Consider the following 12652-nt stretch of genomic DNA (forward strand, 5'->3'; position numbering starts at 1 on the left):
CGGATCCGATCGGCTACCCAGCGGTCCAGGGATGTGATCTACGCACCACGCCGCGCTGTCGCGATGCGCAACGGTCGACCCGCGTGAGACGACCTATCGCAGGAAACCTTCGTAGTGATGCTGCTGCAGCTTGGAGTCGATCTGCTTGACCGTCTCCAGACCGACACCCACGAGGATGATGATCGAGGCGCCACCGAACGGGAAGTTCTGGTTGGCGTTGACCAGCGCCAGCGCAACCAGCGGGATCAGCGCGAGGACGGCGATGTAGAGCGCACCGACCGCAGTGATGCGGTTCAGCACGTAGCCGATGTACTTCGCGGTCGCCGAGCCGGCACGGACGCCCGGGATGAAGGAGCCACCCTGCTTGAGGTTGTTGGCGACGTCGTCGGGCTGATAGGTGATCGAGACGTAGAAGAACGTGAAGAAGATGTTCAACAGCGTGTAGATCGCCATGTACAACCAGTGGTCACCGCGGGCCAGGTGTTCGTTGACCCACAGCCCCCAGCCCTTGGTCTGGTCGGCGAAGGTCGCGAGCATGACCGGCAACGACAGCAACGAGCTGGCGAAGATGATCGGGATCACGTTGGCCATGTTGACCTTGAGCGGGATGTAGGTGGACGTGCCACCGTACGAACGGCGTCCGATCATCCGCTTGGCGTACTGCACCGGGATACGGCGCTGACAGTTCTCCACGAACACGACGGCCACGGTGATCGCCATACCCAGCAGGCAGACGAGGATGAACTTACCCCAGCCCTGGTCCTTGATCGCCCAGACGGAGCCGGGGACGGCGGCAGCGACAGCCACCAGGATCAGCAGCGACATACCGTTTCCGACTCCGCGCTCGGTGACCTGCTCACCCAGCCACATGACCAGACCGGTACCGGCGGTCAGCACGAGCACCATGATGATCAGCGTCGGCAGGCTCTTGTCGGTGGTGATGGTGGAACAGGTATCGGCCGTTCCGCCGATGAGTCGGTAGGGGGCGTTCGCCGCGCCGGTGACCAGCGTCGAGGACTGCAGCAGGGCCAGGCCGATGGTCAGATAACGCGTGTACTGCGTCATCTTGGTCTGACCGGACTGGCCTTCCTTCTTCAGTTCCTCGAACCGCGGGATGACCACCGTCAACAGCTGCACGATGATGCTCGCGGTGATGTACGGCATGATGCCGAGCGCGAACACCGAGAACTGCAACAGCGCGCCACCGCTGAACAGGTTGGCCAGGCCCAGCAGGCTCTGCTGACCGCTGGCCGCGGACTGACAGGCCTGCAGCAACTGGTAGGAGATGCCCGGCGTCGGCACGTGTGAGCCGAGTCGGAACAACGCCATGATCGCCAGCGTGAACAGGATCTTCTTGCGCAGGTCGGGCGTTGTGAACGCCCGTCCGAAGGCAGAAAGCAAAGGATCCTCCTGAGCAAGCGCCGCCGCGGCGGCAGCCGGCCGATCCCGGCCGAAGTCGAATGTGCCGCGCCGGTGCGCGCAGCCTGGGAAAACTAGCGGAACTCTACTTGTAACGAATACCCGCAGACGACTGTGCCCCAGGACGATCGGGCCGTTGCGGGCCCGCCGCCTGGGGCGACAGTCATCGGGTCTGCCGACCGATCACGCTGCGGTGATCGAACCGCCGGCGGCCTCGATCTTGTCCTTGGCCGAAGCCGAGAACTTGGTCACGGTCAGGTCGACCTTGACGGAGATCTCGCCGGTGCCGAGCACCTTGACCGGCTGGCCCTTGCGGACCGCGCCCTTGGCCACGAGATCGTCGATCGTCACGGTGCCGCCCTCGGGGAACAGCGCCGAGATCTTGTCGAGGTTCACGACCTGATAGGTCACCTTGAACGGGTTCTTGAAGCCCCGCATCTTCGGCAGACGCATGTGCAGCGGCGTCTGGCCACCCTCGAAACGCTCCGGCACCTGGTACCGAGCGCCGGTGCCCTTGGTACCGCGTCCGGCGGTCTTACCCTTGGAGCCCTCACCACGACCGACACGGGTCTTGGCGGTCTTGGCACCGGGGGCAGGACGCAGGTGGTGCACCTTCAGTGCGTGCGTTTTCTGCTCGTTGTCAGCCATCAGTCAATCTCCTCAACGGTCACCAGGTGGCGCACCGCGCGGACCATGCCACGGATCTCCGGGCGGTCCTCCTGCTCGACGGTGTGGCCGATGCGCTTGAGGCCCAACGTCCGCAGGGTCTCGCGCGCCTTCGGCTTGTTACCGATATCCGAACGGATCTGGGTCACCTTCAGCGTTGCCATCACGCACCTGCCTTCTCAGCGGACTTCTCCGCAGCAGCAGCGGCCATGGCGCGCTGCAGCGCGACCGGGGCGACGTGGTCCAGCGGCATACCGCGGCGAGCCGCGACAGCCTCGGGACGCTCGAGGCCCTTGAGGGCCGCGACGGTGGCGCCGACGATGTTGATCGCGTTGTCCGAGCCGAGCGACTTGGACAGCACGTCGTGAACACCGGCGCACTCCAGGACGGCTCGCACCGGACCACCGGCGATGACACCGGTACCGGGAGCAGCCGGACGCAGCAGGACGACGCCTGCAGCAGCCTCCCCCTGGACCGGGTGCGGCACGGTGCCACCGATCATCGGGACGCGGAAGAAGTTCTTCTTCGCCTCCTCGACAGCCTTGGCGATGGCGGCCGGAACTTCCTTGGCCTTGCCGTAGCCGACACCCACGGTGCCCTGGCCATCGCCCACCACGACGAGCGCGGTGAAGCTGAACCGGCGACCACCCTGCACGACCTTGGCCACGCGGTTGATCGCGACGACGCGCTCCAGGTACTGGTTGCGGTCGTCGTTCTGGTTGCCACGACGGTTGTCGCGACCGCCGTCACGTCCGCCTCGGCCACCACGGCCGCCGCGGTCGTTGGCGTTGTTGTTGTTGTCGCTGTTCTCGGGGCCGCCCTGGGCGGAGCCAGCGGCACCTCGACGCTGGGGTCCAGCCATCAGTGGTTCCTCTTCTCAGCAGTGTTGGTCATGTGCATCACAGCGTCAGACCACCCTCGCGGGCGCCGTCGGCGATGGCGGCGACACGACCGGCGTACCGGTTACCGCCGCGGTCGAAGACGACAGCCTCGATACCGGCGTCCTTGGCGCGAGCAGCCAGCAGTTCGCCGACCTTCTTCGCCTTGGCGGTCTTGTCACCGTCGAACGAGCGCAGGTCGGCCTCCATGGTCGACGCCGACACGAGGGTCTTGCTCTCGGTGTCGTCGACGATCTGCACGAAGACGTGACGCGAACTGCGGTTCACGACCATGCGGGGACGAGCGGTCGTACCCGAGACGCGCTTGCGCAGACGGAAGTGACGACGGTTACGAGCAGCAGCCTTGCTGTTCGAACGCTTGACGATACGTGCGTTTGCCATGGCTTACTTACCGGCCTTTCCGACCTTGCGGCGGATGTGCTCACCCTCGTAGCGCACGCCCTTGGCCTTGTACGGGTCGGGCTTGCGCAGCTTGCGGATGTTCGCAGCAACCTCGCCGACCAGCTGCTTGTCGATGCCAGTGACCGAGAAACGGGTCGGGTTCTCGACGGCGAACGTGATGCCCTCGGGAGCCTTGACCGTGATCGGGTGGCTGTAGCCCAGAGCGAACTCCAGGTCGGAGCCCTTCGCGGTCACGCGGTAACCGGTGCCGTGGATCTCGAGCTTCTTGGTGTAACCCTCGGTGACGCCGACAACCATGTTGTTGATCAGGCTGCGGGTCAGTCCGTGGCGCGAACGCGATTCACGCTCGTCGTTCGGGCGCGACACCTCGACGGTGCCGTCCTCGCCCTTGGCGACGGTGATCGGCGACGGAACGGTCAGGGCGAGCGAGCCCTTGGGGCCCTTCACCGCGACGTCCTGACCGTCGATGGTCACGTCGACACCGCTCGGCACGGGAACCGGAAGACGTCCAATACGAGACATGTCTTATTCCTCCTTCGTTCCCGGATTACCAGACGTAAGCGAGGACTTCCCCGCCTACACCCTTGGAAGCGGCCTGCCTGTCGGTCAACAGGCCGGACGACGTCGAAATGATCGCGACACCCAGTCCACCGAGAACCTTCGGCAGGTTGGTGGACTTTGCGTACACGCGCAGACCGGGCTTGCTCACGCGGCGGACGCCGGCGATGGAGCGCTCCCGGTTGGGGCCGTACTTGAGGTCGATGATCAAGGTCTTGCCCACGGTCGCTTCTTCGACCCGGAAGTCCGCAATGTATCCCTCGGACTTGAGGATCTCGGCGATGTGAGACTTGAGCTTCGAAAACGGCATCGACGTCGAGTCGTGGTGCGCCGAGTTGGCGTTCCGGACTCGGGTCAGCATGTCCGCAATCGGATCTGTCATGGTCATTGGGCTGTCCCGCCCTCCCTCACCGCGGTTTCAGCTCGCGATTGTTCGCGGCCGACCTTCGGTGTAGATCTGAAACTGATGAATGAGTGTGCTGTCGTTCCGTCGCCGTAGCGACGGATCACCAGCTGGACTTGGTGACGCCGGGCAGTTCGCCGCGGTGAGCCATCTCGCGCAGGCAGATACGGCACAGGCCGAACTTGCGGTACACCGAGTGCGGGCGACCGCACCGGTTGCAGCGCGTGTACGCGCGAACCGCGAACTTCGGCTTGGCGTTCGCCTTGTTGATCAGGGCCTTCTTCGCCATGTCACTTCTCCTTGAAAGGGAAGCCGAGCTGACGCAGCAGCGCGCGACCCTCGTCGTCGTTGGCAGCAGTGGTGACGACGGTGATGTCCATGCCACGCACGCGGTCGATCTTGTCCTGGTCGATCTCGTGGAACATCGACTGCTCGTTCAGACCGAAGGTGTAGTTGCCGTTGCCGTCGAACTGCTTCGGCGACAGGCCACGGAAGTCGCGGATACGCGGGAGAGCAACCGAGACCAGGCGGTCCAGGAACTCCCACATGCGGTCGCCGCGCAGCGTGGTGTGCGCACCGATCGGCATACCCTCGCGCAGCTTGAACTGCGCGATCGACTTGCGGGCCTTGGTCACGGCCGGCTGCTGACCGGTGATGGCGGCCAGGTCCTTGATGGCACCCTCGATCAGCTTGCTGTCACGGGCGGCGTCACCGACACCCATGTTCACGACGACCTTGACCACGCCGGGCACCTGCATGACGTTCGCGAAGTTGAACTCGCTCTGCAGGGCCTGCTTGATCTCGTCGTTGTAGCGCTGCTTGAGGCGCGGAATCGATTGGGTGGTGGTTGCGGTTTCAGTCATCACAGGTCCTTACCCGAGCGAACGGACACGCGGGTCCGGACGGTCTTGTTGCGACCGTCGCGATCGACGGTCTCGACACGGGTCTTGATGCGGGTCGGCTTGCCGGTCTCGGGGTCGACGATCATCACGTTCGACACGTGGATCGGCGCCTCGACGACCTGGATGCCACCGCTGGCCTGGCCCGGCTGGCCGGCGCGCAGGTGCTTGGTGACGCGGTTGACGCCTTCGACCACCACACGCTCGGTCTCGGAGTTCACCGAGATGACCTTGCCCTGCTTGCCCTTGTCGGGCCCGCTGATGACCTGAACCAGGTCGTTCTTCTTGATCTTCATCTTCGCCATGAGTCAGAGCACCTCCGGTGCGAGCGAGATGATCTTCATGAACTTCTTGTCGCGCAACTCGCGGCCCACCGGGCCGAAGATGCGGGTGCCACGGGGGTCACCGTCGTTCTTGAGGATCACCGCGGCGTTCTCGTCGAAGCGGATGTAGCTGCCGTCCGGACGACGGCGCTCCTTGCGGGTGCGGACGATGACGGCCTTGACCACATCGCCCTTCTTGACGTTGCCACCCGGGATGGCGTCCTTGACGGTCGCCACGATGGTGTCACCGACGCTGGCGTAGCGACGACCAGAGCCACCGAGCACACGGATGCAAAGGATTTCCTTGGCACCGGTGTTGTCGGCGACCTTCAGTCGCGACTCCTGCTGGATCACAGTTCTTCTCCTGTCGTCTCACCGGTTCTCGAGACCCGATCGGGTCCGAGCCTTGCGGAACGGATACATGTACATCTCAGGTTCGGCGCTCTCATGTCGACGCTCCGTGGGATCCACGGAGCGGAAGCATCTGCGTGAACGCTGAGGGTTTGGGCGCCGTACGGCGACAGTCCAGTCTACGGTCTGTCGCCGCACGGCTCCAAATCACGTCGTCGCAGCCAGGTGCTGAACACCCACCACGACGACGAAGATCACTTCGCCTTTTCGAGGATCTCGACCACGCGCCAGCGCTTCTGCGCCGACAGCGGACGAGTTTCCATGATCAGGACGCGGTCACCGACGCCACACGAGTTGTTCTCGTCGTGCGCCTTCAGGCGGTGCGTCTTGCGCATGACCTTGCCGTAGAGCGCGTGCTTGACGCGGTCCTCGACCTCGACAACGACGGTCTTGTCCATCTTGTCGCTCACCACGAAACCCTGACGGGTCTTGCGGTAGTTACGGTCTCCACCGTGTCCGAGGTTGTCGGTCACCGTTTCCTGCTCCGTCTTCTCAGCCATGTTCAGCTCACCTTCTCGTCGGAGTCGGACTCGGTCTTCGCGTCCCGGCCGATGCCGAGCTCGCGCTCGCGCATCTCGGTGTACAGCCGCGCGATGTCCTTGCGGACGGCGCGCAGTCGCGAGTTGTTCTCCAGCTGACCGGTGGCCGACTGGAAACGCAGGTTGAACAGTTCCTGCTTGGCTTCCTTGAGCTGGGAAACGAGTTCCTCGTCACCGAGCTCGCGCAGCTTCGCCGGCGCGAGGTCCTTGGAACCAAGAGCCATCAGAAGTCACCACCTTCACGTGCGACGAAGCGGCACTTCATCGGCAGCTTGTGCATCGCCAGGCGCAGGGCCTCGCGAGCAACTTCTTCGGACACACCGGACAGCTCGAACATGACGCGGCCCGGCTTGACGTTGGCGACCCACCACTCCGGCGAACCCTTACCGGAACCCATGCGGGTCTCCGCCGGCTTCTTGGTCAGCGGGCGGTCCGGGTAGATGTTGATCCAGACCTTTCCGCCACGCTTGATGTAGCGGGTCATCGCGATACGAGCGGACTCGATCTGACGGTTGGTGACGTAGGCCGGCTCGAGAGCCTGGATGCCGTAGTCGCCGAACGCCACGGTGGTGCCGCCCTTGGCTGCACCGGTCCGCTTGGGGTGGTGCTGCTTACGGTGCTTCACACGACGCGGAATCAACATCAGGCGTCGCCTCCCTCAGGGGTACTCGTGCTCGGGGTCTCGATGGTCGCGGCAGCCTCGGCGGTTGCCTCCATCGCAGCCTCGGTGGACTCGGCAGGAGCCTGGTCGCGACGACCACGGTCGCCTCCGCGCTCGCCACCACGTCCACCGCGGTCACCGCCACGTGCCGGACGGTCGTCCCGGCGACGCTGCGGACGCGACGGAGCAGCAGCCTGCTCGCGAGCCAGTTCCTTGGCGGTGAGGTCACCGTTGTAGATCCAGACCTTCACACCGATGCGGCCGAACGTCGTACGGGCCTCGTAGAAGCCGTAGTCGATGTTGGCGCGCAGGGTGTGCAGCGGAACACGGCCCTCGCGGTAGAACTCGGTGCGGCTCATCTCGGCGCCGTTCAGACGACCGGAGACCATCACCTTGATGCCCTTGACGCCGGCCCGCTGAGCGGACTGGATGCTCTTGCGCGTGGCGCGACGGAAGTTCACACGAGCAGCGAGCTGCTCGGCGACACCCTGGGCGACCAGCTGAGCGTTGGCCTCGGGGTTCTTGACCTCGAGGATGTTCAGCTGAACCTGCTTGCCGGTGAGCTTCTCCAGCGACGTGCGCAGGCGGTCGGCTTCGGCGCCGCGGCGTCCGATGACGATGCCCGGGCGAGCGGTGTGGATGTCGACGCGGACGCGGTCGCGGGTGCGCTCGATCTCCACGTGGGAGATGCCGGCGCGTTCCATGCCCTTGGACATGAGCTTGCGGATCGCGACGTCTTCCTTCACGTAGTCGCTGTAGCGCTGACCCTCTTTGGTGCTGTCAGCGAACCAACGGCTGTTGTGCTCGGTCGTGATGCCGAGGCGGAAACCGTTCGGGTGGATTTTCTGACCCATGTCTCAGCGGCCTCCGTCCTTCTTCTCGGGCTGTGCGACGAACACGGTGATGTGGCTCGTGCGCTTGTTGATGCGGCTCGCGCGGCCCTGGGCACGGGGGCGGAACCGCTTCATGGTCGGGCCCTCGTCGACGAACGCCGAGGTCACCACGAGGGTGCGCTCGTCGAACGCAACAGAGTGCTTGTCGGCCTGCACGCGTGCGTTGGCGATGGCGCTGTTGAGCACCTTCAGCACCGGCTCGCTCGCGCTCTGCGGCGCGAAGGTGAGCACGGCGATCGCTTCCTGGGCGTTCTTGCCCCGGATGAGGTCCACGACGCGGCGGGCCTTCATCGGCGTCACACGGACGAACCGCGCCTGCGCCTTGGCTTCCATCGCCTGTCCTTTGCTTTCGGTAGTTGCAGTCATGCTGGTAGTCACCAGGTCTCGCCCCCGCGTCAGCGGCGGCGGCCCTTCTTGTCGTCCTTCTCGTGACCCTTGAAGGTACGAGTGGGGGCGAACTCGCCCAGCTTGTGGCCGACCATCGACTCGGTCACGAAGACCGGGACGTGCTTGCGGCCGTCGTGCACGGCCAGCGTGTGGCCGAGCATCTCCGGGGTGATCATCGAACGACGCGACCAGGTCTTGATGACGTTCTTGGTGCCGGCTTCGTTCTGGACCTCGACCTTCTTGGCGAGGTGGTCGTCGACGAAGGGACCCTTCTTCAGGCTACGAGGCATCTCTTAGCGCTTCTTTCCAGTACGACGGCGACGGACGATCATCTTGTCGCTGCTCTTATTGGGCCGACGGGTGCGGCCTTCCTTCTGTCCCCACGGCGACACAGGGTGACGACCACCGGAGGTCTTGCCCTCACCACCACCGTGCGGGTGGTCGACCGGGTTCATGGCGACACCACGGACGGTCGGGCGCTTGCCCTTCCAGCGCATACGGCCGGCCTTACCCCAGTTGATGTTGCTCTGCTCGGCGTTGCCCACCTCGCCGACGGTGGCGCGGCAGCGCACGTCGACGTTGCGGATCTCACCGGACGGCATACGCAGCTGGGCGTAGGGGCCGTCCTTGGCGACGAGCTGCACACGCGAACCGGCCGAGCGGGCGATCTTCGCACCGCCACCGGGCCGAAGCTCGATGCAGTGGATGACCGTACCGGTCGGGATGTTGCGCAGCGGCAGGTTGTTGCCGGGCTTGATGTCGGCGCCGACACCGTTCTCGATCGTGTCGCCCTGGCTGAGCTTGTTCGGGGCGATGATGTAACGCTTCTCGCCGTCCGCGTAGTGCAGCAGCGCGATGCGCGCGGTGCGGTTCGGGTCGTACTCGATGTGAGCGACCTTCGCCGGCACGCCGTCCTTGTCGGAACGACGGAAGTCGATCACCCGGTAAGCGCGCTTGTGGCCACCGCCGATGTGGCGAGTGGTGATGCGGCCCGAGGCGTTACGACCACCGGTCTTCGGCAGCGGACGCACCAGGGACTTCTCGGGGGTCGAGCGGGTGACTTCGACGAAGTCGGCCACGCTCGAACCACGCCGTCCCGGCGTCGTCGGCTTGTATTTACGGATACCCATTGTTAGTCCTTGTCCTCGCCGTCGTTCAGCTCGCGGAGCCGAAGATGTCGATGGAGCCTTCCTTCAGGGAGACGATCGCGCGCTTGGTGTCCTTGCGCTTGCCCATCCCGAAACGGGTACGGCGCGTCTTGCCCTTACGGTTCAGCGTGTGGACCGAGTCGACCTTGACGTCGAAGATCTGTTCGACGGCAATCTTGATCTCGGTCTTGTTGGCGCGGGGGTCCACGACGAACGTGTACTTACCCTCGTCCAGCAGGCTGTACGACTTCTCGGTCAGCACCGGCGCGACGAGGATGTCGCGCGGGTCCTTGCCGACGTTGAACTGCGTGCTCACTTGTCGTCCTCCTTGACCTGCTGAGCCTTGGCTCCACCGGCCGGCTCGAAGCCTGCGGCAGCCGCGGCCTCGGCGGTCGTGAACCACACCTCGGCGGCGGTCGCGTCATACCAACGCGAACCGGCGACGTGGTACTTCATCGAGTCCTTGTTGCCCTTGACGGTGAACTTCACCGGGTCGGGCGATGCGCCACCGTCGAGGGGTGCGGCCGAGTCGGAGCCGAAGCCACCCTCGGTCACCTCGCCGCCGGCCTCGGCCGAAGCCTCGGTCGTGGCGGTCTCGTCGGTGTTGTCGGCGGTGTCGGTGTCGACCAGCGTGGCGGGAGCGGACGCCTTGGCGGCACCCTTGTCCAGCTTCGCGGCCTGCGTCGGCCCGGCCAGGAAGCTCTCCAGAGCGGCCTGGGTGAACACGACATCGTCGGCGCACAGGACGTCGTAGGTGTTCAGCTGGTCGGCCCACAGCACGTGGACGTCGGCCAAGTTGCGCACCGAGAGCGTCGAGATCTCCTCGTTGCGTGCAAGCACGACGAGCAGGTTCTTGCGGTCCGACAAACCGCCGAGCAGGTTCGCGGCCGACTTGGTCGACGGCTTGTCACCCTCGACGATCGCGGTCAGCACGTGGATGCGGCCGTGACGCGCCCGGTCCGAGAGGGCTCCGCGCAGGGCGGCGGCCTTCATCTTCTTCGGGGTGCGCTGGCTGTAGTCACGCGGCTGCGGGCCGTGGACGATGCCACCACCGGCGAACTGCGGCGCACGGGTCGAACCCTGGCGGGCGCGGCCGGTGCCCTTCTGGCGGTACGGCTTGCGTCCACCGCCGCGCACCTCGGCGCGCGTCTTGGTGGAGTGAGTGCCCTGACGGGCAGCGGCCAGCTGAGCCACAACAACCTGGTGGATCAGCGGGACGTTCGTGGTCACGTCGAAGATCTCGGCCGGCAGCTCGACGGAGCCCGACTTCGAACCCGACGGGTTCAGGATGTCAACGGAAGTCATCGAAATCAGGCGTCCTTCTGAATCGACTTAGCAGCCGTGCGCACCAGGACGACGCCGCCGCGGGGACCGGGAACGGCACCCTTGACGAGCAGCAGGCCCTTGTCGGCGTCCACGGCGTGGATCGTGAGGTTCTGGGTGGTCTGTCGCACGCCGCCCATACGGCCGGCCATGCGCATGCCCTTGAAGACACGGCCCGGGGTGGCGCAGCCACCGATCGAGCCGGGCTTGCGGTGGTTCTTGTGCGCACCGTGCGAGGAGCTCACGCCGTGGAAGCCGTGACGCTTCATGACACCGGCGAAACCCTTGCCCTTGGTGCGACCGACGACGTCGATCTCCTGGCCGGTCTCGAAGGTGTCGACCGTGATCTCCTGGCCGAGCGTGTACTCGGCAGCGTCAGCGGTGCGGATCTCGACGACGTGGCGGCGCGGCGTCACGCCGGCCTTCTCGAAGTGACCGGTCAACGGCTTGGTGACCTTGCGCGGGTCGATCGCACCGAAGGCGATCTGGACCGCGTGGTAGCCGTCGGCCTCTTCGCCGCGCACCTGCGTGACGACGCAGGGGCCGGCCTGGATCACGGTGACGGGAACGAGAAGGTTGTTCTCGTCCCACACCTGGGTCATGCCGAGCTTCTCGCCGAGAACGCCCTTGACGGAGCGCTCAGTGGTGTGAGTCATGAGTCACTCCCCCTTTCAGAGCTTGATCTCGATGTTGACGTCAGCCGGGAGGTCGAGACGCATGAGCGAGTCGACTGCCTTGGGCGTCGGGTCAACAATGTCGATGAGCCGCTTGTGCGTACGCATCTCGAAGTGCTCGCGGCTGTCCTTGTACTTGTGCGGCGAACGGATGACGCAGAAGACGTTCTTCTCCGTCGGGAGCGGCACAGGGCCGACCACCGTTGCGCCGGCACGAGTAACCGTGTCGACAATCTTGCGCGCCGAGCTGTCGATGACTTCGTGGTCATACGACTTCAGCCGGATGCGGATCTTCTGTCCCGCCATCTTGTCGCGTCTCTCTCTCGCCGTACTTCTATTACATCTGTCAATTGGCCGGCCTTTTCGGGCTCCGGCCCCGACCCCCGCGGTCGGGTGTGTCGCACCTGCTTCGCAGCACAGCGCACACGTTTTCACCGAGTGGCGGGGTGGGCCGGTCCGTAGGGACCGGGGCTTGTGCCGTTGTCACTGGGCCGAACTTCGCCTCAGCGCCAACGAAGATTCCGCACTTCGCCCGGGTTGAACCGGTCGAACAGATGCGACATCACGCAGCAAGCAACTTGTCCAGTGTGCCATGCAGTGGCGTACGCGCCAAATCGAGGCGTTGTGGTGCTGGGCACCTTCGTTGTTCGGGGCGTTGTGGTCGGGTTTTCGGGCAGTTTCGTGTCCCCGTCCGGCTCTCGGGTGCTCGCCTTCGCAGGCGGGTTCCGTATCGCCCTCCGGCGCCGGGCTTCTCGTGGCGTCCGGTTCTCAAGCAGGCCTTGAAGGAGGCGGGTTTGGGGCTTCCGGTGCTTTCTCGCGTTCGCGGCCGGCAACTGTCGACAACGCTCGAAATCTGAACAGTTGCGACGCTTGAAAAGTGAACACTCACCACGATCGGAGAGTGATCACTTTGGAGGACTGGGCGTTGATCCGTCGGCTTGCCGGCGAGGGAGTTCCGAAGGCGCAGATCGCCAGCAGGCTGGGGATCTCACGCACGACCGTCATCAAGGCGGTGGCCTCGGATGGGCCACCGAAGTACGAGCGGAC

The 12652-nt window shown here is 65.0% G+C and carries 23 protein-coding genes; 1 reads left to right on the forward strand and 22 read right to left on the reverse strand.

Annotation, left to right across the window (positions count from 1 at the left end; all coding sequences use genetic code 11):
- Positions 1–93: 93 nt before the first annotated feature.
- The 22 genes from secY to rpsJ all read right to left on the reverse strand — a co-directional run bounded on the left by secY (position 94) and on the right by rpsJ (position 11911).
- Complete coding sequence (gene secY, locus ACYU8W_RS11100; protein WP_499469069.1) at positions 94–1401, reverse strand: preprotein translocase subunit SecY; 1308 nt, start codon at positions 1399–1401, stop codon at positions 94–96.
- 201 nt (positions 1402–1602) lie between these two features.
- Positions 1603–2067, reverse strand: a complete 465-nt coding sequence (rplO, locus tag ACYU8W_RS11105) for a 50S ribosomal protein L15 (protein WP_129626096.1) — start codon at positions 2065–2067, stop codon at positions 1603–1605.
- Positions 2067–2249 (reverse strand): 50S ribosomal protein L30, encoded by a 183-nt coding sequence (rpmD, locus tag ACYU8W_RS11110; protein WP_129626094.1) that lies wholly within the window; start codon positions 2247–2249, stop codon positions 2067–2069. Before rpmD ends, rplO begins: the two co-directional genes overlap by 1 nt.
- Positions 2249–2947: a 30S ribosomal protein S5 gene (rpsE, locus tag ACYU8W_RS11115; RefSeq protein ID WP_129626092.1), complete on the reverse strand. Its 699-nt coding sequence runs from the start codon at positions 2945–2947 to the stop codon at positions 2249–2251. Before rpsE ends, rpmD begins: the two co-directional genes overlap by 1 nt.
- Positions 2948–2984: 37 nt before the next feature.
- A complete protein-coding gene (gene rplR, locus ACYU8W_RS11120; protein WP_141927695.1) occupies positions 2985–3365 on the reverse strand; it encodes a 50S ribosomal protein L18 in 381 nt (126 codons plus the stop codon).
- Between the two features lie 3 nt (positions 3366–3368).
- Positions 3369–3908, reverse strand: coding sequence for a 50S ribosomal protein L6 (rplF, locus tag ACYU8W_RS11125; RefSeq protein WP_129626089.1), 540 nt, complete (start codon positions 3906–3908; stop codon positions 3369–3371).
- 25 nt (positions 3909–3933) lie between these two features.
- A complete protein-coding gene (gene rpsH, locus ACYU8W_RS11130; RefSeq protein ID WP_129626087.1) occupies positions 3934–4332 on the reverse strand; it encodes a 30S ribosomal protein S8 in 399 nt (132 codons plus the stop codon).
- Between the two features lie 118 nt (positions 4333–4450).
- Positions 4451–4636, reverse strand: a complete 186-nt coding sequence (locus ACYU8W_RS11135; protein ID WP_115923839.1) for a type Z 30S ribosomal protein S14 — start codon at positions 4634–4636, stop codon at positions 4451–4453.
- Between the two features lies 1 nt (position 4637).
- Positions 4638–5210 carry a 50S ribosomal protein L5 gene (gene rplE, locus ACYU8W_RS11140; RefSeq protein ID WP_499469073.1) on the reverse strand — a complete coding sequence of 191 codons (573 nt, stop codon included), beginning with the start codon at positions 5208–5210 and terminating at the stop codon, positions 4638–4640.
- Complete coding sequence (rplX, locus tag ACYU8W_RS11145; protein WP_211345133.1) at positions 5210–5551, reverse strand: 50S ribosomal protein L24; 342 nt, start codon at positions 5549–5551, stop codon at positions 5210–5212. The genes rplE and rplX overlap by 1 nt, the downstream gene beginning before the upstream one ends.
- A 3-nt stretch (positions 5552–5554) precedes the next feature.
- Complete coding sequence (rplN, locus tag ACYU8W_RS11150; RefSeq protein ID WP_129626083.1) at positions 5555–5923, reverse strand: 50S ribosomal protein L14; 369 nt, start codon at positions 5921–5923, stop codon at positions 5555–5557.
- 251 nt (positions 5924–6174) lie between these two features.
- Positions 6175–6480 carry a 30S ribosomal protein S17 gene (gene rpsQ / locus ACYU8W_RS11155; protein WP_499469076.1) on the reverse strand — a complete coding sequence of 102 codons (306 nt, stop codon included), beginning with the start codon at positions 6478–6480 and terminating at the stop codon, positions 6175–6177.
- 2 nt (positions 6481–6482) lie between these two features.
- Positions 6483–6743, reverse strand: a complete 261-nt coding sequence (gene rpmC, locus ACYU8W_RS11160) for a 50S ribosomal protein L29 (protein WP_129626079.1) — start codon at positions 6741–6743, stop codon at positions 6483–6485.
- Positions 6743–7162 (reverse strand): 50S ribosomal protein L16, encoded by a 420-nt coding sequence (gene rplP, locus ACYU8W_RS11165; RefSeq protein ID WP_129626077.1) that lies wholly within the window; start codon positions 7160–7162, stop codon positions 6743–6745. The genes rpmC and rplP overlap by 1 nt, the downstream gene beginning before the upstream one ends.
- Positions 7162–8034 carry a 30S ribosomal protein S3 gene (rpsC, locus tag ACYU8W_RS11170; protein ID WP_129626075.1) on the reverse strand — a complete coding sequence of 291 codons (873 nt, stop codon included), beginning with the start codon at positions 8032–8034 and terminating at the stop codon, positions 7162–7164. Before rpsC ends, rplP begins: the two co-directional genes overlap by 1 nt.
- 3 nt (positions 8035–8037) lie before the next feature.
- Positions 8038–8406 (reverse strand): 50S ribosomal protein L22, encoded by a 369-nt coding sequence (rplV, locus tag ACYU8W_RS11175; RefSeq protein ID WP_129626246.1) that lies wholly within the window; start codon positions 8404–8406, stop codon positions 8038–8040.
- A 62-nt stretch (positions 8407–8468) separates the two neighbouring features.
- Positions 8469–8750: a 30S ribosomal protein S19 gene (gene rpsS / locus ACYU8W_RS11180; protein ID WP_129626073.1), complete on the reverse strand. Its 282-nt coding sequence runs from the start codon at positions 8748–8750 to the stop codon at positions 8469–8471.
- 3 nt (positions 8751–8753) lie between these two features.
- Positions 8754–9590 (reverse strand): 50S ribosomal protein L2, encoded by an 837-nt coding sequence (rplB, locus tag ACYU8W_RS11185; RefSeq protein ID WP_499469079.1) that lies wholly within the window; start codon positions 9588–9590, stop codon positions 8754–8756.
- A gap of 25 nt (positions 9591–9615) precedes the next feature.
- Entirely contained in the window at positions 9616–9924 is a 309-nt protein-coding gene (gene rplW / locus ACYU8W_RS11190) for a 50S ribosomal protein L23 (RefSeq protein ID WP_129626069.1), read from the reverse strand.
- Positions 9921–10922, reverse strand: coding sequence for a 50S ribosomal protein L4, sunset domain variant (gene rplD / locus ACYU8W_RS11195; RefSeq protein WP_499469097.1), 1002 nt, complete (start codon positions 10920–10922; stop codon positions 9921–9923). The genes rplW and rplD overlap by 4 nt, the downstream gene beginning before the upstream one ends.
- A complete protein-coding gene (rplC, locus tag ACYU8W_RS11200) occupies positions 10919–11587 on the reverse strand; it encodes a 50S ribosomal protein L3 (RefSeq protein ID WP_141927690.1) in 669 nt (222 codons plus the stop codon). The genes rplD and rplC overlap by 4 nt, the downstream gene beginning before the upstream one ends.
- A 15-nt stretch (positions 11588–11602) precedes the next feature.
- Positions 11603–11911, reverse strand: a complete 309-nt coding sequence (gene rpsJ / locus ACYU8W_RS11205; protein ID WP_006946210.1) for a 30S ribosomal protein S10 — start codon at positions 11909–11911, stop codon at positions 11603–11605.
- Between the two features lie 604 nt (positions 11912–12515).
- Between rpsJ and ACYU8W_RS11210 the strand changes: the two genes are divergently transcribed.
- Positions 12516–12652: helix-turn-helix domain-containing protein (locus ACYU8W_RS11210; protein ID WP_499469099.1), on the forward strand; the 137-nt coding region annotated here is incomplete at its 3' end.

The sequence above is a fragment of the Yimella radicis genome, from assembly GCF_054778255.1.

Bases quoted from the DNA above. Each gene is read 5' to 3' on its own strand.
- rpsS (WP_129626073.1), bottom strand. From the start codon at position 8,750: ATGCCTCGTAGCCTGAAGAAGGGTCCCTTCGTCGACGACCACCTCGCC.
- ACYU8W_RS11135 (WP_115923839.1), bottom strand. From the start codon at position 4,636: ATGGCGAAGAAGGCCCTGATCAACAAGGCGAACGCCAAGCCGAAGTTC.
- rplC (WP_141927690.1), bottom strand. From the start codon at position 11,587: ATGACTCACACCACTGAGCGCTCCGTCAAGGGCGTTCTCGGCGAGAAG.
- rplF (WP_129626089.1), bottom strand. From the start codon at position 3,908: ATGTCTCGTATTGGACGTCTTCCGGTTCCCGTGCCGAGCGGTGTCGAC.
- rplV (WP_129626246.1), bottom strand. From the start codon at position 8,406: ATGGAAGCCAAGGCGCAGGCGCGGTTCGTCCGTGTGACGCCGATGAAG.
- rpsC (WP_129626075.1), bottom strand. From the start codon at position 8,034: ATGGGTCAGAAAATCCACCCGAACGGTTTCCGCCTCGGCATCACGACC.
- rplE (WP_499469073.1), bottom strand. From the start codon at position 5,210: ATGACTGAAACCGCAACCACCACCCAATCGATTCCGCGCCTCAAGCAG.
- rpmC (WP_129626079.1), bottom strand. From the start codon at position 6,743: ATGGCTCTTGGTTCCAAGGACCTCGCGCCGGCGAAGCTGCGCGAGCTC.
- rplB (WP_499469079.1), bottom strand. From the start codon at position 9,590: ATGGGTATCCGTAAATACAAGCCGACGACGCCGGGACGGCGTGGTTCG.
- rplR (WP_141927695.1), bottom strand. From the start codon at position 3,365: ATGGCAAACGCACGTATCGTCAAGCGTTCGAACAGCAAGGCTGCTGCT.
- rpsJ (WP_006946210.1), bottom strand. From the start codon at position 11,911: ATGGCGGGACAGAAGATCCGCATCCGGCTGAAGTCGTATGACCACGAA.
- rpsH (WP_129626087.1), bottom strand. From the start codon at position 4,332: ATGACCATGACAGATCCGATTGCGGACATGCTGACCCGAGTCCGGAAC.
- rplO (WP_129626096.1), bottom strand. From the start codon at position 2,067: ATGGCTGACAACGAGCAGAAAACGCACGCACTGAAGGTGCACCACCTG.
- rpmD (WP_129626094.1), bottom strand. From the start codon at position 2,249: ATGGCAACGCTGAAGGTGACCCAGATCCGTTCGGATATCGGTAACAAG.
- rpsE (WP_129626092.1), bottom strand. From the start codon at position 2,947: ATGGCTGGACCCCAGCGTCGAGGTGCCGCTGGCTCCGCCCAGGGCGGC.
- rplX (WP_211345133.1), bottom strand. From the start codon at position 5,551: ATGGCGAAGATGAAGATCAAGAAGAACGACCTGGTTCAGGTCATCAGC.
- rpsQ (WP_499469076.1), bottom strand. From the start codon at position 6,480: ATGGCTGAGAAGACGGAGCAGGAAACGGTGACCGACAACCTCGGACAC.
- rplP (WP_129626077.1), bottom strand. From the start codon at position 7,162: ATGTTGATTCCGCGTCGTGTGAAGCACCGTAAGCAGCACCACCCCAAG.